This is a genomic window from Mesomycoplasma ovipneumoniae ATCC 29419, assembly GCF_028885435.1.
GTDB lineage: Bacteria > Bacillota_I > Bacilli_A > Mycoplasmatales > Metamycoplasmataceae > Mesomycoplasma > Mesomycoplasma ovipneumoniae.
On sequence record NZ_CP118522.1, the window covers coordinates 261,952 to 285,505 of the forward strand.

Sequence of the window (23,554 nt, forward strand, 5' to 3'; positions counted from 1 at the left end):
ATTAAGTCCTATTTAAATTGAGGTCGAATTACAAGGAATGATTGATTTTCTTTTTGTTCAATGTATGTTGGGGCTAAATTAAAATTTTTACCATTTTCAGCAAGATATTTTGACTTACCTAATGTAAATAATCCTTCAATTTCATGCCTGTTTTGGTCTGAAAAGTAAATTCTGAATTTTTTTAGACCCTCAGCACCTGGTCTTAGAAGCGCATTTTTAAACTCACCAATAATTGACCAAGATGAAATTCAAGAACTATATCCTTCATCTTTTAGCGTCCATTTTGTTGATAAGTCAGCCTGTTTTTTTAAGTAAAAAATGTTGTTTGTGTCATTACTTGCTAATTTAATGTAGAATTTTTGGGCTGTTTGTTCATCCTCAAGAGTTAAATATTTAGCTTTAGCAGCATCTTCATTTTTTAAAAAGCCTCAAAAAGCAACCCTGTCTTGTTTTGAATCACGTCAAATTCCTGAAAGAGATCTTTGGCCAACACCTTGAGTTTTAAGAGAATAATACCAAAAAGCTTCAGGTCTGTTTGTAACTTTTTCACCTTTTAAGTTAGTTATTCTTATTGTATTATCCTCAACAGGTTCAAGATTGTCATCATACAATTCTCAATTTAAAACTTTTCTTTGGAAGCGATCTTTGAAAAACCCGTTATTTGTAGAGACATTTTGGTTAATATAACCATTTCTTCAACGGAAATTACCAACAACAGGTTGAATATTTCCATCACTATATTTTTTTGAATCAGCAAGCTCGCCTTTGTAAGCTGAAAGCACACGAGATAATTCAACTGAAATTTGGGCAAAAATTTCATCTTTTTGGGTTTTATATTTGTTTTTAATTTTCTGAATTTTTTCCTGGTTTTCAATATTAGCTAAAGTTTGATCAATGAATTTTTCAGGTTTAGGTTGACTTTCTATTTCATCAATTTCTTGTTGTTCTTTCTGGCTAATTACAAAAGATTGATTATAAAGTTCCTGATCTTGGGCTTTTTTGAAAGTTTCAGTTAAATTTTTGTATAAAGAATTTAAATTTTCTGAATTTTTTGAAGTTACATTATTAGTTAGGAAAAAATTAGTAAAAGGACTAACTAAAGTTTGTGAATATCCCTGGGCAATATCAAAAGCTGGGATGAAATTTTTAATCCATTTTCTTGTATAAATTGCATCAACAAAATACTCATTACCAGTGTTAGATTCGGAAATATTTTTAAAACCAGGCATAATATTATCAAGCGTTTTGTCACTTGGAGAATAATGAATTTGGACAAAATCTCTTGTTAAAGATTCAGGGAAATTATAGACATAATTACTGAAAAAATCATCTGGTTTTGTTTCAAATCTTGCTGAATTTTTTGCACGGAACCATGAAAGTTCAAGGTCTGAGTTCATTCGCTGAAATTGCTGAATTCGACTATCTCTGCTAAGTGAATAGTCAACAAAGGTTTTTGTCCCTACTAAGTATTGCAATTTGAACAAATCCAAGTCCTTTGCCTCTATTTTTGCTTGACTTAAAAAGTCCTTAAGTCATTTAAAAACTTCTGATTTTTCTGGATCATTTAAATTTGAATTAACAAATGATTCATCATCTAAAACTAATGAATTTGTTTGGTCATATCCTGCAAAAGTCAATCATGCAATTTTAATTTTATCATTAATGTCTGTAAGTTTACCAAATTTGGTTGCCGGTAAATTTGTCTGTGTTTTTCGAGCAAAATTTTTAAACCCCATAAATCCAACAGATGATAAAAATAGGTGATCAATATTTTTATTATCAATTTTTACATTTTTGATCAACAAGTTTAGAGTTGATTGTTCAAAGGCTTCCATCAAATTATTTGCAAAATTTTGTAAATTTTGTTGCAATTCTTCTTCAGAAATTTCAAAAATTGACAATAATTTTTGAAATTTTGAGTCAAATTTTTCGCCTTTAGTTCATTTAGGCGCTGAATTTTCAGTTTGATTTTCTTTTAATTTGAATTTTTCAGACAATTTATTAAAACTATATTTGTAAAGGTCAAACTTAGAATTTACATAGTCAAAATTTCAATCTCTAACAAATTCGCCTTCAGCTTTTTTTGAAATTTTAAGTGCAAATGGATCAATTGAAATAAACTCTAAAAAATCTGAAATTGATGAAAATTCTGTTTGATTTTTCTCATTTTGATATGCAAAATAATTATTTTGATAATCAAAACCAAAAAGAGTTTTGTCTCAAGCATCAAGATAAATTTTAGAACCATCAATTTTAGAATCTTTAACATTAAATTTAAAATCTTGGGCAATTCCAAAAAACGGTTTTTCAGCAGTAACATTTGAAAATTTTAAAAGACTTCCAAGAGGTGAAGTTCAGCGAGTTGATAAATCTTTTTTCTCATCAAATTCACTCTGATCAAGAACGTTGTCAAGTTGAGTTTGAAGTTGAGTTTGAATTCTAACGTTAAAGTCATATTTTGGATTTTGATAATATTGATTTCCATTTACTGAAATTATTTTTCCAAAATATAAACTAGAAAAAATTGGACCGTTAGTTAATTGTGAAATATCTGGATTTCTTGGTGATAAAATGTTAAATTCATCTAATGATAAAAATAAGTGACTAGGAGCAATGTTATTACCATTTTTGTCAGTGAATTTTATAATTTTGTCTAAGTTTTCATATAGTTTGCCTGTAAGCTGGTTCGGAAATGCTCCAGTCAACATTCTTTCTGCTGATTCAGAATTCGCAGTATTATCTGATACAGATTTAACTAAAGCCTGAAAATAAACACTATATAAAGTATCAAGAATTGAGACTATTTGAGTTATTCTTTTGAAAAGCGAGTCTTTAAAAGTCGAAATATTATTTAAATCTGAATATAAATTTGAATCACTTTGGCCAGAAATGCTAATAATTTGGTTGAGAAGCGGTTGAATTCTATCTTTGAAATTAAAGTTTTTTTGAAATTCATCGATAATTGTGGCGATTTCACCTGAAGCACTTGGTTGAGTTCCTTTAAGCAATTTAAAAAAGTCAAGAAACTTAAATCCGAAAGATTGTTCTTTGTCCAATAATTTTTTTGCTAAATCAGCAACTGGTTGAGGTGTGGTAAGCGAAAATTCAACTTGCCTAAGAAATTGTGACAAGTCAAAAACTGAATCAGGAATTTCAACACTAACATTTAAATTTTTCGGGTTTTTGCCAATAATTGTTCCAAAAAATGCTTGATTTTCAACAGGATTATGCAAAATTGAATTAAGTGATTTTTCAAAGAATGGAGATGATGGCGAAAATCTGGTAAAAGACTGAGGGCTTGAGTCTCATCCATTATCGCGAAAGTTTTTGACTATTTTATTCTCAAATTCGTCCTGAATTTGCTTAATTTTTTGCTGTAATTCAGGAAGACTATTAGGATTATTAAATGTTAAAGGATCAATTACTGGTTTACCGTTTTCATAAAATAAGTGAACTTTTAAATTGCTAAAAGTTCTTCGGTCCGAACTTGGCTCAAAATCAGCAACATGAATTTTTCCTTGTTCGTCAAATTGGATTTTATTTCCCGCTCCATCGGTTAATGAATTAGCAAAAATGCCTTGAATATCGTTAGAATTTATAAATCCTTTTTGTTTTTTAGTCTCTTGATCTGATTCATCTCCAGTATTTTCTTGAGAAGTTGAATTTCTATTTCGGAAGAATTTAGAAATTCCAGAAGTTCCCGGATTTATTGTTCCTGAATCTGGATCAATTGAATTTAGAAGAAAAAGATCGTATAATTTTAGTTTTCGAATGTCTGCTGCAGTTTTAAGACCCTCAATAGTTTGCAAAAATCTACGAGATTTTTTAGAAATTAACTCGTCAATATTTTGATTTTCATTTGAACCAAAAATTTGTGACTCACTCTCAAAATTATTTCCATTATCAAAGCTAAAGTTTGGATAAATTCCTTTATCTTCAGGGTTTAAACTAGGGGATGCTTTTCGCAAACTTAGCCCTGAAGATCTTGCATTAAGGTATAACTGAAGAACATCAAAATTATAAAAAGACTGTAAACCTAGTCCTGCATTTGTCGAAATCGCGTTTAGAACTACATTTGAATCAGGGTCAGAATTATCTTGGGCATAATTTAAAGTTTGGTGATGTCCGTACTCATGAGCGCCAACATATTTTAAATAGTTAATTCCAGTTGTTTTAAAAAATGGAGAAGAAGCTTTTAAAAGCGCAATATACGGAATTCTTGATGAGTGTGAATAGCCAATAAATTCGCCATGTTTTGTGGTATATTTTTTCAAACCAGTTTCTGGATCAATCTCAAAATCAACATAAGTTCCAACAAGGTCTTCACCATTTGTCAATTTATCTCTTAAAACTTTATCAATTAGGCCGTCAAAAATTTCGCCATAAAGTTGATAAACTGTTGTGGTTTTTCCGTCTTTAAGAGTTTCAATTTCTTGAATAACCTTTGGAATTGCTCGATTTTTTCAATCAACAGCAATTTTAAAGCTATTAAATTCTTCAACATTTTTGGCATAATCTGGGTTTTCGGGATCCAGATTAAATTTTATTGTTTTAGTTGGACCTTCAGGATCATTTGAATCTGTTAATTCAACTTCTAATTCAGTATTTGATAGTTTTTTGAGTGCTTGAATTTGATATGCTGATCATAAATTAGCATCAAATTCAGATAGATATTCGTTTTGAGCTTCAATTGAAGGACTTTCAGAACGAGCACCAAGTGGAAAAAATAGCCTATTATTAGAATCTTTTTGATAAATACCGATTGTTTTTCCAACTGGGTGATTTATATTATAAAGATCATAAAATCCGTTTTTTACAATTTCATCAACTTTTTGGGAAACTTTAGTTGCTAATTCAGCGGCAATAAGCGTTATAATATCAGGATTTACATTCTGAGTAATAAAAAAATCTGTTGTTTCTGCACGATTAGCAGGAGTTTTTTGGTCTTCAGGGGTTGGATCGGAATCAGGATCTTCAAGTTCTAAAGAAAGAATTCCACGCGGAGTATTATTTTCATCATTTTTCAAATCAGACCTGATTGTGTCATAAATATCACGTATTTTATAGGTTTTTCCAAAATCTTGCGGGAAATTTAGACTGTAATTTTTAGGCAATTGAATGTCATTTTCATGGGCAAACATGAGAACTGCCAATTCAAATTTTTTCTTAACATCTTCAATTGTCTGGCCTTCATTTTCAAAGACAAAAAAATTCTCTGGCTGCTTAAATTTGTCTAATTTAGCAAGAATTTCTGAATCATTATCAAATGAATTTTTTAAAATTTTAACTATATCATAAATGTAAATTTTTTCATTTTTAACAAGATCAGCGGCAGGAATTCCGGCAACAACTTTGGTTTTGTCATAATTTGCTAAAACTTGTTGTTGTGGAATTTTTTTAAAATATTCATCAAGAGCTTCTTTTGAAATTGCATCTTCAAAAATTTTGTAAGTTAAATTGTCAGGTGCATTACCTCTTCCGGCTAATTCTGAATAAATTGGAAATGACCCAAAAAATGAATCTGGATAAAATTCTATTTTTGCTTCTTCTTTTCTAACAGCTGAATGTTGACCTAATAATAAATTATTACCTGATCGTGTTACACCCTTTTTTAGCGCAAAATGTTCTAAAGTTAAAGCATCTGGACCTCATGCAACATTTTTAGTAAATCATTTTGCATAATCAAGAAATTCTGAAGGAGAAATAGCATCCCAGTATTCGTTAACAAATTTCATAACCCCTAATTTTAGTTCAAAAATTGGGGTTTGGCGGTTGTAATTTATGGCAAATCAGTCAGCAAACTCTGATTCAGTAAAAACTCGTTTTTCTGATTTAATTTTTGGGTTTAAAAGAATTTCGTATTTGCCATCTTTACTGTCTTCTACAGGCACAAATGCGGCAACATTTTCGCCTTGAGCGTTAAAAAAATTAGCATAAACTAACTCGCCTTGCTTAGTTTCATCAATGGTGTCTGAGGTAACATCAAGATTGTAAACTCCAAGTTCGTTATTGTTTGCATAAAGTTTAATTCCGCCCATAATTCCGCCAACAGCTGCAGTCAGGCCGCCGCCAGCAAGCAAATAACTAACTAAAATACTAGTTTTTTTCATAATTATAGTCTCCTAATCTCCAACGTTTTACTTCAGAAAAAGTGGCTAAAATATAGTGATTATTTCCTAAATCAATCCACTCAGGTTGGTTAGATTCTGAATATTGGTGCATTTTTGGATCATAAATATATCCAGCAAGTGATTCACCTTTTGATTCAATTGTTGGGATTGATTCAATCAGTGATTTTGTATAAGGGTGTAAAAATTTTTGGGTTATTTCTTTTGTTGGGCCAATTTCTAAAATTCGACCTCGATAAACAACGGCAATTCGGTCTGAAATATATTCAACCATTCGAAGATCGTGGGAAATGAAAAATATGGTCAAATTATATTTTTCCTTTAAATCTTTAAAAATGTTGATAATTTGGGCTTGAATTGAAACATCAAGTGCCGAAATTGGCTCATCGGCAACAAGAATTTTTGGTCTAAGCAATAAAGCCCGACAAATTCCGATTCGCTGTTGTTGTCCTCCTGAAAATTCTAAAGGAAATCTTGATAAAACTGAGCTATCAAGTCCAACTGATGCAAGCATGTCTGTAACGTATTTATAAGTAACATCTTTTGTCGGTTTTTGTAAAAGATTGTTTAAAAACAATGACTTTTTTTCAATAAAATCGGTAATTTTTGGGTGAATGGCACTGATTTTTTTAAGGTGATTGATTAAATTAGTAAATAATTCAGGAACTGAAGCCTGGGCTGTGTTTTTGTAAAATAAATCGCTAATTTGGTTTATTAAATTTAGGGGAACTTTTTGGTTTTTAAGAATTTTCACTAACATTTCAAAGGTATTTTGATAATAATGTTGTGAAAATAGTAGTTTGATTGAGCCTTTTTTGCGCTGTTCAAGGTTGACTATTCCTTCGGTGACTACATCATAAATATTTTTATAAGGATTTAGTGAAGAAAGTGGATCTTGGAAAATCATTTGCACATTTGAAACTAACTGATCAAGAATTTTAGCCCGGATTTTACGAGTATTTTTTGGCAATTCTAAATTATTAATAGTGATTTTCCCAAAACTTCGCGGAATTAAGCCAGCAAGCGCAGACCCTGTTGTTGACTTTCCAGAACCAGATTCGCCAACAAATGAGAGAACCTCACCTTCATAAATATTGAAACTTATGTCATGAATAACTTTGTTTTTTCGATTTCCACTTCCATAAGTAATATCGACGTTTTCAAAGCTAACAATTGGCTTTTTGCCGCTAGATTCAAGCATTTTTTTAACACCAGGAGTCAACTGACGCCAAGTTTGACGGACGATCTTACCAAAAAAATAAGTGTTTTTTTCAAGATAAAATTTAGAATTATTGCTCATTGTTTTGCCTCATTTTTTGAAATTGGAGTCATTTTTGGTAAATAATTTTTGGCGGCATAACTTTTGGTGCTTTTGGATCAAGAAGTGCTGATTTTATACGGTGAGTTGGACTTATTTTATAAAATTTTGGCTCAACAAAAAAATCTTGTTCTAAGGCATAATCATTTCTAACCGCAAATGCATCACCGACAATTGAATTTAATGAAGATGGAACTACCCCACGAATTGAGGCAAGACGATCACCTTTATTTATGTCCGGCATTGAAGTTATTAGTCCTCAAGTATAAGGATGTCTTGGATTTAAAAGAATTTCGTCTCTTGTTCCTTCTTCAACAACTTGACCAGCGTACATAATTGTGATGTAATTTGCAAGTGAAGCAACCACTCCTAAGTCATGAGTTATAAAAATGATCGTAATTTTCAGTCTTTTTTGCAAATCACGGATAATATCAAGAACTAAAGCCTGAACTGTTGTATCAAGGGCGGTAGTCGGTTCGTCCATAACAATAATTTTTGGCTCAAGTGAAAGAATTGCTGAAATGACAATTCGTTGAATCATTCCCCCTGAGAGTTCATGAGGGTATAATTTCATAACCATTTCAGGATTGACAATTTTTGTCATTTTTAAATATAAAAGTGCTTTTTCATAGGCTTCTTTTTTATTTTTGACAATTTTATTTAACAGCATTCCTTCCATTATTTGAGCACCAATTTTTTTGGTTGGATTCAAAGTTGACATCGGGTTTTGGAAAACAGCAGAAATTATTTTTCCCCGATAATTTGAAAGTTCTCAAGCACGAAAGTCAAAATTGTGAACTGGATTGTTAAATAATCTTATTTCTCCTGATTCAACAACAGCATTTTCACCCGCAAGTCCATAAAGACAAGAAGTAATTACCGATTTTCCTGAACCAGACTCGCCGATTATTGCATGAATTTTACCTTCATAAAAGTCAATTGAAGCATTACGAATCACGATGTTTCGAATTGAAGGATTGGCTGGATTTACAAAGGATAAATTTAAATTTTTAATTTGGGCAACAATTTTGTACTTTTTATTGCCAATTTGTTTATAGAGAACATTTTTCGAAAAAGCTTCAAAATCAAAGTGAGAACGGTTAAAACTTGTGTGTCAATATTGTTGAATTCTGTTTAAAATAGCTTGGATTTTATAGGATTTTTTTGATTTATAATGTTTTTTTATATTAACTTCATAAGCTAAAAATTCTTCTTTAAGTTCAAGGAATTTTTCTTGATATTGCTTTGGATCCAAGTTTTTTTGCTTTAAAAGTTCTAAGTCTTTTTTAAACTTTTCTAAATTTTTTGCTAATTTATAACACAAAGTTGGATTTTCAGCATTTTTGCAATCAGAAAATTTGGCCAAAAAATAAGAAATCATTTATCTTTGCCTCCTTAGAGCGTCTTGAACTGAATTTCCAATCATTTGAATTGAGGAAGTTAATAAAATTAAAAAGAATGAAGGAATTAAAACATAACGAGGATACAAAGTTACAATTGGAATTCCTGAATTAATTGCATTTCCTAAAGTTGGAACATTTGGTAGTGACAGGCCAATAAAGGCAAGACCAGTTTCGCCAAGAATAGTACCTGGGATTACAAAAACAATATTTGTAATTAAAAGTGGAATAATTACTGGCACAAAATTAAGGAGAATTTTATAAGAAGGAGTCCCTAAAACACGTGAGGCAATTACTCATGTAAAGTTTCTAGCTCTTTTTATTTGAGCACGAACTTGATTTGCAAGTCCGATTCAGCCAGTAAGTGAAAATGATAAAACTAAAACTCAAAAGCTTGGTCGCAACACTAAAGTCATCAAAATAATTACTAAAATTGTTGGTATATTTGAAGCTATTTTAATAATAAAGGTAAAAATTTTGTCAAAAAGGTCAAAATTACCCATTAGTGTTCCAAAAAAAGTTCCAAGTGCAACATCAAAAAGGGCAACAATAAAACTTAAAATTAAGGAAAACTGCAATCCGTGTCATAAAAATGCTCAAACATCACGACCTTGAGAATCAGTACCTAAAATAAATCCTTGTGTAAAATAGTTTAAGTTTTTCATATCAGGTCGAAGTTGAGTTGGCGATCCAGTTGTAAAAGGGATAATAATTGCTAAAATTAGCATGAAAATAATAGTAACAATTCCAAAAACACCTGAAAAGGAACGGGAAAATCTAAGGAAAACTTCGTAAAAATTATTTCGAGGCTTACCAAAATAATTACGGTCAAAACTTTTTGACTGAGCAACCATTAATTTTCACATTTGGTATGAAAAGGGCTGTAAAAATGGATTAGGTTTTAAGTTTTGGTCAATATATTTTTCAATTGACGGAAATTGATTCATTATTTTGCCCTCCTTCTAATTCTCGGATCGAGCAATTCGTAACTAATATCACGTAATGTATAAGAAATTATTGTCAAAAGTGAGTAAATAATTACTAAAAAGAGAATAATATTATTATCTTTTGACTGAATTGCATCAATCATGATCCCTCCAGATCCTGAAATTAAAAAGATTTTCTCAACAAAAATTGATCCAACAAAAGAACCTAAAACAACTAAAGGAAAAAATGTTGCAATTGGGAAAAGTGATGCCTTAAGTGCATGAGTTCAAACGAAGCGATTTCTTGTTAAATTTTTTAAATATGCAAATTTAGCATGCATAGAATTTAACTCATTATTAAGTTCAAAACGAATGTATCGCACATAACTAATTACAGATCCAATTGAAAGGGCGATGGCAGGTAGGACAAAAGTGGAGAAATCCTGTATATTAAAAATGTAAGGAATTCCGGCTTTTTGCCCAAAAATTAAAAGAAAAATTGCAAAAACTAGCGAAGGAATTGAGGAAAAAATCGCAATTCAGACTGTCGCTAAATTGTCAAAAAACTTACCTGGATTTTTTCCAACAGCAATTCCAAGCGGAACTCCAACTAAAAGTGTTAAAATAACTGAAACGATACCTATTGAAAAAGATGTGAAAAATCTTTGTCAAATAAAATCGCTAATTTCGACACGAGGTCTAAGACTATATGAAATTCCAAAATCAAAATTAATAAAATTCCAAAGGTAATTAAAATATCGTTGTGCTTGAGGCAAATCAAGTCCATAAAGATGTTTTTCTGCTGTTTTTTGAGCGTCATTTAGACCATGAAGAAAACCTGGCTCACCCGGAATTGAGTCAATCAGAAGAAAAACTAGTGTCGCAACAATTCAAGCCACTATTACGAATTCGAGAAAAATTTTTACAATTTTTTTCGAAAAGCGAAAAAAAAGCGATTCAAAACCGAAATATTTAAATAGTGGATTTTTCTTTTTCTTTGTTGGCGGAATAGTATAAATAAAGTTATAATCAATAATTTTTCTGTTTATGCCTATTTTTAACAGATCTCTGCGATGTTCACCATCATTTTTTAGGGTCATTTTTTTCCTTATTATTTAGTTTTAAGTGTTTTTAAATAAAAAAACGGGTTTTTGGCCCGTTTTCAAATTAAATTTAATGCTATTTTAAAAATTTCACAAAATCAAATTTGAAATGGCCGAGTTTTTAATATTATTAAAAATATTTTTATTTTTGTAAGAGTTAATGGATTTATAAAAGGCATTAAAAAAAGAATATGCAAAAAAACTGATTTTTTTAGAAAAAACCATGGACATAAACTCTCACATTTTAAAAATATTTAAAATAAATTGCATATTAATTTCCTTATATTATGAAAAACAATTAACATTTTAACACAAAAAGTAAAAAATAAGCGAAAATGTTTTTAAGTTAATATATTAATTTCAGACACATTCAAAAAAGGTGTGTTAAAATGAAACAATACAAATTTACAGTTGAAGACAAATTTAAATACATTAAAATTGCCGAATCTAAAGGGCTAAAAAACGCAATTTTGGATTTTGCAGAAGAATTTAGAGAAATTTACAAAAACAAATCTAAAAGTAAAAAAGCGGATAAAGAATGAATGTTGCATATATACGCTAATAATTTGATAAGAAATTGGCAAAAAAAGTTTTATAATAATGATATGAAAAGTTTAATTAGTACTCGTGGAAAAATCAAATCTCCACGCAAACCAAAAAAGAAATATACAATTAACGATCTTTCCGAAAATGATCGTGGAATTTATCAAGAAATAGTGGAGAGGGTTCTTAAAAGATCCGGAATTGACCCCGCAATTATTCTTGAGGAGCTCAAAAAATTAAAACAAGAACAAGAGAAAGATAAAGATAAAATCGAAAATTGCACTAGAATTTGTAGCGTTTTTAACGTTAATCGCACTTCTATTTATGAGAAAATAAGGGTGAAAAAACCACCAAAGAAAATGATTTATGATGAAGACTTACTTGAGTGAATTCGTGAAAATTTCTATTTATATCGAAAGGTAAAAGGCCGCGACATCCTATATAATATTTACATAAATCAGGAAATTATGTAAGCACGTACGTGTTTCAAAAACACTACGAATTTTTAGGATTAAAATCAATTGCTTATAAAAAGCAAGGAAAACCGGCACCAAAAGAGAAAAAGTTTACACGAATTTGGACTGAAGATCATATCAAAGGTGAATTTAGCTCAGAAAATTTTGGTGAAAAATGATTTGCTGATATTAAATTTATCAAAATTAACAACGAATGATTTTACCTACACTCAATTATTGAAACAAAATCCAATTACTTGCTCAATTTTTCGATTTCTAAAACAAGATTTTCAGAAGAAACTATAAACTTAGTAAAACAAACAATCAAAAAGTATAATATTAAACCAAAATTTTTCCATTCAGATCATGGCGTGGAATATGCGAACTACAAATTTGCTAATTTTTTAAAACAAAACAATATCCAACAATCAATGTCACCAAAAGGCAATGCCCTTGCAAACAGACCTATTGAATATTTTTATGCAGTTTTTCAACGAGAATTGCTTAATATTGAGGGCGAAAATTTTGAAAATGTAGCTATTGCTTATCAAAAAATAAGTGAATTTATTGATTGGTATAACTATGAAAGGCCTCAAAGTTGCTTATCATATAAAACTCCAAGCTATTATATGAGGTAAATTATTTGTCCAAATTTTTTAAAATGAACATGCTAGAAAAAATTAACAAAAGTGGTGCAATCAAAATCATAGGTAAAAAACTAATTGTCTGAGATTTTTCTACTTATTTAGCGAAAATGTTTTTTTTTTTTTTTTTACTGAAACGATAAGCTTATCTAAATAACCTAATTTTCATATTTGAAAAAGCTTTTTGATTAGTCAAATTCATAATCAAATTTAAAATTATCACTTTCAAAATTAGCGACACTGTCTGGATATGGAATAGCAAAACTTTGAATAACAACACGAAAAATAGGGTCTGTGTCTGAAATTTTGAGCGGATTCTCGGGTATTTTTGGATTTAAATCAGAAAAATTAAAACTATAATCAGCAACAGATTCGGGTTGATCAATATTATTAATTAGCTGTAAATCATACTCAGAATTTAAATCTTCTTTTGAATTAAGTTTGATTTTGAATGGATTTTCTAAACTTTGATTATGCCAAAAAAGCCTTAAAATAGGGGTTGGTTTTATGTTTGGGGCACTTATTTTCCATTTTTTATCAGCTTTTTTATCAGATTTTGTCTCAGTTTTTTCATTAGTTTGAGAATTTGAACTGGTAATAGGGGATGAAAAAATAAATTTGTACGCATTAATTAAAAGATAATTTTTATTGTCTTTTTGGATAATATTTGGTTTTAATAACCTAGTTTCAATATAGCGTCAATTTTGCGGGAAAATTTTAGAAATTTTTTTATGTTTTTCAAAATTATCTTGATCTGAATCAATTAACAGATCGGTATTTTGGTCATTTATTTTTTTACCCGAAAAAACTGCTGATGTTTTTTGAAAAATATTTTTCAAAAAATTTGGGTTAGTTTCCTCAGATGAGTCAAAGTTGTCCTGAAAAGCTAAAATTCGATTTTTATTATCAAAAACAAAACTTTTTGCAACATCAGAAGCATAAATTTTGCTTTTTTCCTCAGGTAGAAGATTAATTAAGCTAGGTTTATTTAAAAATCATTTCAACCTAATGGCATTTACTTCCGAAACATAAAGATCAAATGAGCGCGGATTTTGTTTTTGGAATTCATCCTTGTTTTCTGAAATAGGAATAATAATTGATGGAGTAGAAGAAACATTTGTTTCTGTTTCTGGTTGAGAGCAGGAAATCAAAAAGATTGGCAAAATTGCTAATCCATTCAAAAATTTATAAAAATGTTTTTTTATTGCCACCAAAAACCTCGCTTTTTAATCATTTTATTTTAGCTTTTTTAATCTTTATTGAAAATTAGAGGTCTAATATTAAATTTTAGAAGTTATTTTTATTAGGTTTTTACTTTAATTTAATAAAAATTGTAATATAATTTTTAGATATTTTACTAAATTATAATTTAAAGAGACTCAAAATGATTGAAATTAAGGATTTATCAAAAATTTTTGCCGATAAAGTTTTATTCCAAAATGTAAATTTAAAATTTACAGAAGGAAATACTTATGGAATTATCGGCGCAAATGGAGCTGGAAAATCAACTTTTTTAAAAATTTTAGCTGGTTTTATCGAACCATCATCAGGATCAATTCAAACATCACAAAATCAAAGAATTTCGGTTTTATCACAAAATCACTATGAATTTGATGATTTTATTGTTACTGACGTTGTAATAATGGGAAACCAAAAATTATACGAAATTCAACAAGAAAAAGATCAAATTTACGCAAACCCGGATGCAACAGAGGCTGATTATAATCGCGCTGGCGAACTTGAGGAACAATTTGGACTTTTAGGTGGCTGAAGTGCTGAAAATGATGCACAAATTTTACTTTCAGCACTTGAAATTCCTAAGGAATTTTGATACTCAAAAATGTCAGAATTAAAATCTTCCTATAAAGTTAAGGTACTTTTAGCAAAAGCGCTTTTTGGAAACCCTGATATTTTGATAATGGATGAGCCAACTAACCACTTAGATTTTAAAGCTATTAAATGACTTGAAGAATTTTTAATTAATTATAAAAATATTGTTTTGGTTGTTAGCCATGATAGCGATTTTTTGGATCAAGTTTGCACTCATACCGTTGATATTGATTATGGTGAAGTTAAAATTTTTACTGGAAATTACAGTTTTTGAAAACAATCTTCTGAGTTATTAAGAGAACTTCAAAAAAATGCTAATGCAAAAAAAGAAGAGCAAATTGCAAAATTAGAAGCATTTATAGCAAAATTCTCTGCAAATGCTTCAAAATCTGCCCAGGCAACTTCACGAAAAAAATCCCTTGAGAAAATTCAGCTCGAGGAAATTAAACCTTCATCGCGAAAATATCCTTACATTCGTTTTAATGTTTTTCCAAGACCTGGAAAACAAATATTAAACGTTGAAAATTTGAGTTATAAAAATCCTGAAACTGGCGAATTTTTATTTAAAAATGTGTCATTTACACTTTTACCAGGTCAAAAAATGGTAGTTTTTGTTGATGATGATTTGATAAAAACTAAATTACTTGACATTATTGCCGGAAAAGAAGCCCCAACTTCAGGGACAATCACTTGAGGTTCAACAATAAAATTTGATTATTTGCCAGCAAACACTGATGATTTTTTTAATTCAGATTTAGATTTAATCTCTTGAATTTCACAGTGGCCAATTTTTAACACACAAGATGAAAACAAAGACAATTCAACCCATAGAATGCGCGCTTTTTTAGGAAGAATGTTTTTTAGCGGCGACCAAGTTTTCAAAAAAGTCAATGTTACATCTGGTGGCGAAAAAGTTCGACTAATGTTTTCAAAAATGATGCTAAGTGAATCAAATTTTTTAATTTTTGACCAGCCTCTTAATCATCTTGATTCTGAATCAATTGATTCTTTCATTGAAGGTTTAAAACTTTATGATTCAGGAGCAATTTTTACAACTTATAATCTTGCCTTAATAAAAGAAGTTGCAAATGCGATTTTGGATATTAAGCAAGATTCGGCTGTGTTTTTTCAAGGTTCGCTGGCTGAATATGAGAAAAAAATAGGAATTTAGTCTATAAAAGTACTTTTTTTAACTTTTAAATTAAATTTAGGAATATATTAAATGGTTTTTGACACAATTTGTGCGATTGCTTCAGGAGCAATAAATCAAGCAATTTCGATTATTAGAATTTCAGGACCAAATGCCTTTAAGATCATGGAAAAAATTTTTACCGGGAAAATTGGTAATTCCATGGAAATAACTTTTGGCTGGATTCATGATAATCAAACTAAAATTGATCAAGTTTTAGTTCTATGATTTGCTGGAGATAAAAATTTTGTCGGCGAAGAAACTGTAGAAATAAACGCTCATGGCGGAGTTTTAAATACAAATTTAATTCTTGAAACTATTTTAAAAACTAAACTCGCTAGACTTGCAAATCCTGGAGAGTTCAGTTTACGTGCTTTTTTAAATGGAAAAATTGACTTAGTTAAAGCTCAAGCGATTAATGATTTAATTCATGCTCAAGTTAAATCACAACACAATGTTGCTCTTAAACAGTTTTCTGGGGCAAGTTCAAACTTTATTAAAAAATTAATTCAACAAATAGAAGAAATTATCGGGACTATTGAGGTAAATATTGATTATCCCGAATATGATGATGTTGAAATTCTAACAAATCAGATTCTTATTCCTAAAATTGATGAATTAATAAAAAATTTTAATGAATTAATAAAAATAGCCGATAATTCAAGACTAATTTATGAAGGAATAAGAACATCTTTAATCGGTGAACCCAATAGCGGCAAGTCTTCGCTTCTAAATGCTTTAATTGACGAAAATAAGGCGATAATAAGTGAAATTCCTGGCACAACTCGTGATATTGTTGAAGGTAATTTTGTGATCGACAATTTGCTTTTTAAAGTTTTTGATACTGCGGGAATTAGAAAAACTAAGCAAAAAATTGAGCAAATTGGAATTAATAAAACTTTTGAAAACATGGAGAAATCTGATTTAATTTTACATGTTATTGATGCAAGTCAAAAAAAATCTAAACATCTTGATTTAAGTGAAAAAATTAGCAAAAATCAAGTATATTTACAAGTATATAATAAATCTGACCTAATTGAAAATAAGGAAGAATTTGCTGATAAAATATTAATCAGTGCTAAAAACAAAGAAATTGATAGCTTAATTGAAAAAATTAAAACTATTTTTGCCTTTTTGGGAAAAGAAAATCAGTTTGTCGCTAATTCATTCCAAATTTCACAGATAGAATTGGCGAAAACAGCAATTATTGATGCTAAAAATAGTCTAGAATCTGGTTTTGGACCTGAAATTGCAATTGTAGATTTGCGTAATGCTTGAAGAGAATTACAAACTATTTTTGGCAGAACAGACGATGAAAACTTGCTAGATTCAATTTTTTCACGGTTTTGTCTAGGAAAATAATAAAAATTTCCCACTTTAGCATGATCATATGACGGCGTTTTATCTTTAATAATGAATAAATGTATGCTAAATTCGATCACACGAGCAAATTTTTATGCTAATTTATGTGGTTAAAACCATTCTTTTTTAAATGTTTAGTGTAAAATCAAAGCTTGTGTATAAAAATAAATCTGTTATATCGTGATATTTTAAGAAATTTTTTAACTTAAAAATCATTTCTTTATGAGTTTTTATCAAAACATTTTGTTTTTTAAATTCAACAGGAACTGGGCCTAAAATACTATAAATATACGTTGCACTATCAAGTAAATTAAGATTAGTGCTGTTAGCAATCAGAACTCCGATAGAAAAATCTTATTTTGAAAATTTGTTTCTACGTTAATTTATAGCAAATTTTTGATTCAAATCAATAATTTGTTGATTCTCAATAGTTTTCATATGCTCCATGATCTTTTTTTGGCTTGATTTTGATTGAGATTTTTTTCTTTATACCGGCCTTTAGAGATTGTTTCTGCAAGCTTGACTCTAAAATTTTCTCGATTTTTAATTTTAATTTTGTACATTTCATTTTTTTTAACATTCCATAATATACCTTTTTCCTTTTTTAAGGCTAGCATATATGAAGCAGTTTGTAAAAAATGATCATCTGTTAAATAGTTAACAAATTTAAGTTCATAAACTGTATTATCTTTTACAACATCAGCTATTCCGCGAACATTCATTGTAAAACTATTTACGTTATTATCATATTCTAATGAACAATGTTGTTGAATTTTTTCTCCTCTACTAAGTTCCTTAGATAATCTTTCTTTCATTCGTTGAATAGCATTATCATTGACAAAATCTGTTTGCACTTGTTTAATATATCTTTCTTGATTTGTTTCTAAATAAACATAAAATAGTATTAAATCATTTAATGATTTTCTATTTTCATTAAACTTATTGTATAATTTTTGCTTATAATCCTCGCAGTTTTGGATTAAATTTTGAATTTCTTTTTTAATGTCGTAGCCATAGAAATAAGATGCTTCAAGAAAAATTCCATTACATGGAGTAAGATTAATGAATCCATCACGGTTTTTTACCTCTATTACCTTTTTATCCTCTTTATGAATTTGTTCTACATCAAGCATTTGGCGCATTTCGATAATATCTTCATCATAATTATGTTGAAACATTCTAGACATTGAATATTCTAGTTTATCTTTTTGATGGTTACTAGATCGGCTTTTTATAAGAGTATCTTCATCTAATATTTTATCTTTAACTAATTTTTTATCTTTAACTTTGTAAGGCGGCTTTACGAATATGATTTTTTCTTTTCCTCTACTTGCCGCTACACAAAATAGATTTCTTAAAATTTCATAATTACTAGCAATTTTTTCTAAGCGTTTAAATCAGTAACTTTCAGTAAAATCAAAAATAACACAAATAGGTCTTTCTAGTCCTTTTGAACTATCAAATGTTGTAAAAATCGCCGGTTTTTGTTCGTGATTCGGATTTTTTTCGACATCTCCAATCGCCGGTTTTTGTTCACGATTCAGATTTTTTTCGGCATGCCCAATTGATGCATAAACAGTTTTTTTATTAAAAATACGTCAATGTTTATCTTCAAGGTAATTTAGTACTTTTGACATTTGCCCATAATTTTTACCTAAGCATAAGATATCTGAAGGTTTTTGCTTAGATAAGAATTCCTTAATTTGGTCGAGTTCCATATATTCGATCTGACAATTTTTATTAACCCCTTTAATTGTTTTATTCCAAACTCTGCCCAACATATTAGCGTGATCTTTAGGCATTCTGAAGGAAATTGTTAAGCTAATTTTTTCATGTGATCCTAAAAATTTATCAATAAAATTCTTAACATTTAATTTAGTGTTATCATAAATTTTTTGTTCGACATCACCTACAGCAACAATTTGGATGTTAGGATTTTGTGTTTTTATTCTTTCTAATAACAATGATATTAGAAATGCAATATCTTGATACTCGTCAATTAATAAAACATGAAAGGTTCCAACAGATATATCGTGGTCTAAAAATATTTTAATCGGATCCCCGGAAGAAGGATTAATACCTTTTTGTTTTAACATTGAATATGCAAATCCATGATAATTTTCTACAGTAACATTATCGTTTTTAATCTTGTTTTGAGCATCAATTTTTAATAGTGTATTGTAAGTTAAGTACAAAATCTTTTTACCAACAGGAAATTCATTACACAAAGCTTGAATTACTGTTGTTTTTCCACTCCCAATACAAGCATCAACTAGAACATTTTTGCCTTTTTTTGCTAAATCAATAACTTTCTGTTGTTCCTCTGTTAGGTTCATAAATGTCAAATTAGTCTCTTTTTTTCTATCCATAATTACTTTTTTATTAAGTAAAATCTAATAATTTCAATATACGTTTCTATTTTTTCTAATTAATTTTAATTTTTTTAGCCATTAAATCTTGCAAAACTGATTCAACAGTATTTTTAGTTTTTAATGAGTAAATTTTTATTATCTTTAAAACCTACAAGACAAAATAAATTAATTAAACAATTAATAAATTATTTTATCATAAATCTTGATTTTTCGAATTAGCTTGGAATTACTACAATTTCAAAAAATTTTTAATACTAATTCATTATTATTCTAATTTATTTTTGCTTTTATAAGTTATAATTTTTTAAAGAAAGAACCAAATTTATACTAGCAAGATTTAAAAAATGCTATAAAAACAAAAGTTATTTTAAAAAAGAGAGGCAAAATGGACAAATTCATTCTTTTTGATATTGGTGGCACAAACATTAAAATGGGAATTATTGATAATAACAATTTTTTTCACCAAACAAAAACTTTTAAAACCAATATCAGTTCAATTCTAGAGAATTTAGAAGAAATTATCAACTCAATTTTAGAAAAGTCAGATTTTTCTAAAGACATAAAAGGAATCGCTATTGCTACAATGGGCGGCGTTGATGTTGAAAAAAAGAAAATTATTTTTGTAAATCATAAAACTTTACCATATTTTGGCAGTGATTTTTCTATTTTAGAAAAAAAATTGAATTTACCTGTTGTTGTTGAAAATGACGCAAATGCCGCTGCAATTTCAGAAAAATTTTATCACAAAAACCTAAAAAATTACGCAACTGTTACTTTAGGGACCGGCGTTGGAATTGGAATTGTCAAGGATGAATTAATTCGAGGTGAAAATTTTCTTGCTGGTGAATTTGGTTATCTAATTTATGAGGGTCAAAGACTTGATGATTGACTCTCTTTTAGTTTGCTTGATAAAGAAATTAGTAAACTTTATAATATTAGAATTTCTGAATATGAAAAGTTTGATAATTTATATAAAACTAACGCTAATTTTCAAAAAATGATTGATGATTATTTCCAAAAAGTTGTTGACTTTACTTATCAACTTGCAATTTTTCAAAATTTAGAAAAAATCTTTATTGGTGGCGGTTTTTCCTATATAAATAAGAAATACTTTGCAAAAATTCAGCAAAAATTCCTAAAAATGTTAGAGCAAACTCCTTATAAATGCGAGCTTTTGATCGCCGAATCCAAAAATAATGCCGGTATGCTCGGTGCTTTTTATCTTTTAAGGCAAAAATTTAATTTTTAGTAAATAAATTAACAAAAACTGACAAAAAAAATCCCGTTTTTGCAAAAAATACGGGTTTTTTTATATATCTGATATGCTTGGTTCTTTTTATCTTTTAAGGCAAAATTTAATCTTTAATAGATAAATTAAGAGAAATTAACAAAAATAAAGAAAAATCCCGTTTTTGAAAAAAATACGGGTTTTTTTATATATAATTATTTTATATACAAAAAATAGGAAAATCAACATAAAAGATTTTTCTATAAGAAGGAGGCTAAAATGGAAAAATATCATGGATTTTTCCCTGCTTTAATAAGTCCTTTTAATGAAAAAGGCGAACTAATGACTAAAAATCTTGAGGATATTCTTGATTTTTTAATTGATGTCCAAAAGGTTGACGGTCTTTATGTCACTGGATCAACCGGCGAATTTTTGCTAATGTCTGTTGAAGAACGACAAAAAATTTATGAAATTGTAGCTAAAAAAGCAAAAAATAAAGTAACTTTAATTGCACAGATTGGAAGTTTAAATCTAGAAGAAGCAATCCAACTAGGAAAAAAAGCTAAAGAACTTGGTTTTGATGCAATCAGTGCAATCACACCTTTTTATTATAATTTTTCTTTTGATGAAATCAAAAACTACTACGAAGAAATTGCAAAAAACGTTGATTTACCGATGTTTATTTATTACTTGCCTCAACTTGCAGGCTCAAAAATTAACATTGAACAATTTGGCAGCATTTTAAATCTTAAAAATGTTATTGGCTGCAAATTTGGGTCAAATGACATCTTTTTGTTCGAAAGACTAATCAAAACTTATCCAGAAAAAATTTGAATGTATGCTTTTGATGAAGCTTTTGGACTTGCTTACCTTTTAGGGGCTCGTGGATTTATCGGTTCAACTTATAACACAAACGCAATCAAGGCAAGAAAAATTCTTGATTTAGCAAAAAAAGGTGATTTACTAGCCTTTAAAAATGAAATTCATGTCTATAATGACTATATTCAATCACTTTTGGAAGTTGGACTAATGCAAACAATCAAAGCAATTATGCAACTTTATGGTGTAAATGCTGGTTATAATCGCCTTCCATTTAAGAAAATTTGCCAAAAAACACTAAATCAAAAGGCGCTTGAAATTAAAGAAAAATTTTTAGACTAGCTTCAACTTTTTCAAATTTTTAATTATAAAAAGTTGAAAAAGGGGGAAATATGGAAGAAAATAAATCAAGTTTTTCAACAACGGATTGAATTATTTTAGCAATTTATATGCTCTCAATGCTGTTGCTTGGACTATTTTTTTGGTACCAAGAAAAAAATAATAAGCAAAAAAGCACTGATTCTTATTTAGTAGCCAAGTCAATTAAAGTGCCTTCAATTGTTATTGCTCTTTCAATTTGGGCTACCGGGCTTTCGTCCCTTACATTTTTAGGTCTCCCCGGACTTGCTTTTAAAACAGGATGAATGTGATCTGTCGGGCAAGTGGCAATAATTTTGATTAGTCCGGTTTTAATTAAATGAATTATCCCTTTTTATCGACAAATTACCGCAAATACCGCCTATGCTTATCTTCAAAGTCGTTATAATTATCTAATTCGGGCTTTAAGCGGTGGTTTATTTGCTATTTTTCACATTTTCCGGATTGCAATTGTTTTATATATTCCTGCACTGACTTTGTCACTTTTTGTTGATTTAGACATTTATTTGATTATCGGAATTATGGCGATAGTCGTAATTTTAAACACTTTTTTAGGTGGTTTTAAAGGTGTTTTGTGAACTGATGCAATCCAAGGTCTGGTTTTACTTTTGGGAATTATTTGCATTTTGATTTTTGGACTAGTTCAGACTGACTGAAGTAAAGGTGATATTTATCAGTCAATTTTTAATGCTGGTCAATGAAAAATAAGTGCCGCTAGTGGTGGTATGTTCCTTCTTTTTTTAGGAAAATATGTTGAGACTATTTTCTCATATACAGCATCTCAAGACATTGTCCAAAGATATAAAACCTCAAAATTCATATCAGGAACTAATAAAACTATCTATATTAACGCAATTTTAACTTTAATTACTATTTTTGTGTTTTATGGCGTTGGTTCAATGTTATATAGTTACTTTAAATCCCAAGGATTTGATGTTGATGCCAAAAATGCAATTGACCAAATTGTTGGTCGTCAAGGTGCGGCAAATAATCAACTTCTTTCATTTTTCATCATAAAAGTCTTACCAACCGGACTTTCTGGTTTGATTATTGCCGCAGTTTTTGCCGCAAGTCAGTCAACAATTTCTTCTTCAATGAACTCACTAGTTAATGTTATTGTTAGTGACTTTATCCAACCAATTCGTAAATTCCGGAAAAAAGCACCTATAAAAGACCGAATAATGTTGATTATATCAAAAATTTTAATCACATTTTTCGGAATTCAAGGAATGTTAGTTGCTTTTCTTTTGGCATATTCAGAACAAACTAATTTATTTAACCTTTTCCTTGCAGTAGTTGGACTTTTTGGTGTGCCAATTGGTGCTGTTTTTATGTTAGGAATTCTAACTCGAAGAACAAATTCTTTTGGTGCCGTTCTTGGAATTAGTGTTGCTTTTATTACTGCTTTATTTTTATGAATCTTTACAAACAAAAGACTTGTTCCTGAAAATTTAGCAATTGAATTTGCTAGCGAATATGTAGCGCTAATTTCCTTTTTCCTTACAATTATTTTTGGCTATGTCGGTTCAATAATTTATACTTTTTTTAGTAAAAAGGAGAAAAACTTAACAAATTTAACAATTTGAACAAAAACACCTGAATTTGACCAGCTAATTGCCTTAGAAAAACAAATTGCAAAAAACGATTCTAAATTGCAAAAAGTTGCCAAAAAAGTTGCAAAAACCGTGCCAAATTTAATGCCAAAATGGCATCAAATTCTAATTTTTGGGCACCCTAACTATAGAGAAAATGAGACAATCCAAGCAAATCAAGAATTTTCTCAAATTCAAAAAGTTCAAGACGAAAAATTAGATCAATATGAAAAAATAAAGGAAAAATTAGCAAAAATCGCTAGTTAA

General features: G+C 29.1%; 14 protein-coding genes. 7 read left to right on the forward strand and 7 right to left on the reverse strand.

Annotated elements, in window-relative coordinates; all coding sequences use genetic code 4:
* Positions 1-8: 8 nt before the first annotated feature.
* From PWA39_RS01105 to PWA39_RS01125, 5 genes are read right to left on the reverse strand one after another with little or no spacing between them, the layout of a single operon-like run.
* Complete coding sequence (locus tag PWA39_RS01105; protein WP_069099223.1) at positions 9-6,110, reverse strand: PDxFFG protein; 6,102 nt, start codon at positions 6,108-6,110, stop codon at positions 9-11.
* Positions 6,097-7,428, reverse strand: a complete 1,332-nt coding sequence (locus tag PWA39_RS01110; RefSeq protein WP_069099224.1) for an ABC transporter ATP-binding protein — start codon at positions 7,426-7,428, stop codon at positions 6,097-6,099. Before PWA39_RS01110 ends, PWA39_RS01105 begins: the two co-directional genes overlap by 14 nt.
* Positions 7,418-8,827 carry an ABC transporter ATP-binding protein gene (locus tag PWA39_RS01115; protein ID WP_069099225.1) on the reverse strand — a complete coding sequence of 470 codons (1,410 nt, stop codon included), beginning with the start codon at positions 8,825-8,827 and terminating at the stop codon, positions 7,418-7,420. The genes PWA39_RS01110 and PWA39_RS01115 overlap by 11 nt, the downstream gene beginning before the upstream one ends.
* A complete protein-coding gene (locus tag PWA39_RS01120) occupies positions 8,828-9,793 on the reverse strand; it encodes an ABC transporter permease (protein WP_069099226.1) in 966 nt (321 codons plus the stop codon).
* Positions 9,793-10,872, reverse strand: a complete 1,080-nt coding sequence (locus PWA39_RS01125) for an ABC transporter permease (protein ID WP_069099227.1) — start codon at positions 10,870-10,872, stop codon at positions 9,793-9,795. The genes PWA39_RS01120 and PWA39_RS01125 overlap by 1 nt, the downstream gene beginning before the upstream one ends.
* Before the next feature lie 392 nt (positions 10,873-11,264).
* On the opposite strand from PWA39_RS01125, the gene PWA39_RS01130 reads away from it, so the two are divergent.
* Entirely contained in the window at positions 11,265-11,891 is a 627-nt protein-coding gene (locus tag PWA39_RS01130; protein ID WP_274827475.1) for a hypothetical protein, read from the forward strand.
* A gap of 8 nt (positions 11,892-11,899) precedes the next feature.
* The gene (locus PWA39_RS01135) at positions 11,900-12,511 is read left to right on the forward strand and encodes a DDE-type integrase/transposase/recombinase (protein ID WP_274827461.1); all 612 of its coding nucleotides are present in this window, start codon (positions 11,900-11,902) and stop codon (positions 12,509-12,511) included.
* A gap of 194 nt (positions 12,512-12,705) precedes the next feature.
* Here the strand turns inward: PWA39_RS01135 and PWA39_RS01140 are convergent, their stop codons facing one another.
* Positions 12,706-13,728, reverse strand: coding sequence for a hypothetical protein (locus PWA39_RS01140; RefSeq protein WP_240534005.1), 1,023 nt, complete (start codon positions 13,726-13,728; stop codon positions 12,706-12,708).
* A 173-nt stretch (positions 13,729-13,901) separates the two neighbouring features.
* Between PWA39_RS01140 and PWA39_RS01145 the strand changes: the two genes are divergently transcribed.
* On the forward strand, positions 13,902-15,518 hold the full coding sequence (locus PWA39_RS01145) for an ABC-F family ATP-binding cassette domain-containing protein (protein WP_069099241.1): 1,617 nt from the start codon (positions 13,902-13,904) through the stop codon (positions 15,516-15,518).
* Positions 15,519-15,569: 51 nt separating this feature from the next.
* On the forward strand, positions 15,570-16,898 hold the full coding sequence (gene mnmE / locus PWA39_RS01150) for a tRNA uridine-5-carboxymethylaminomethyl(34) synthesis GTPase MnmE (protein WP_069099242.1): 1,329 nt from the start codon (positions 15,570-15,572) through the stop codon (positions 16,896-16,898).
* 383 nt (positions 16,899-17,281) lie between these two features.
* Here mnmE and PWA39_RS01155 read toward each other — a convergent pair whose 3' ends face one another.
* A complete protein-coding gene (locus PWA39_RS01155; protein WP_240534006.1) occupies positions 17,282-19,267 on the reverse strand; it encodes an AAA family ATPase in 1,986 nt (661 codons plus the stop codon).
* A 388-nt stretch (positions 19,268-19,655) separates the two neighbouring features.
* Here PWA39_RS01155 and PWA39_RS01160 point away from each other — a divergent pair, with 388 nt between their 5' ends.
* The 3 genes from PWA39_RS01160 (at position 19,656) to PWA39_RS01170 (ending at position 23,554) form a co-directional block, all read left to right on the forward strand.
* On the forward strand, positions 19,656-20,519 hold the full coding sequence (locus tag PWA39_RS01160) for an ROK family protein (protein WP_069099243.1): 864 nt from the start codon (positions 19,656-19,658) through the stop codon (positions 20,517-20,519).
* Between the two features lie 258 nt (positions 20,520-20,777).
* A complete protein-coding gene (locus PWA39_RS01165; protein ID WP_069099244.1) occupies positions 20,778-21,659 on the forward strand; it encodes an N-acetylneuraminate lyase in 882 nt (293 codons plus the stop codon).
* Between the two features lie 50 nt (positions 21,660-21,709).
* The gene (locus tag PWA39_RS01170; protein WP_069099245.1) at positions 21,710-23,554 is read left to right on the forward strand and encodes a sodium:solute symporter family transporter; all 1,845 of its coding nucleotides are present in this window, start codon (positions 21,710-21,712) and stop codon (positions 23,552-23,554) included.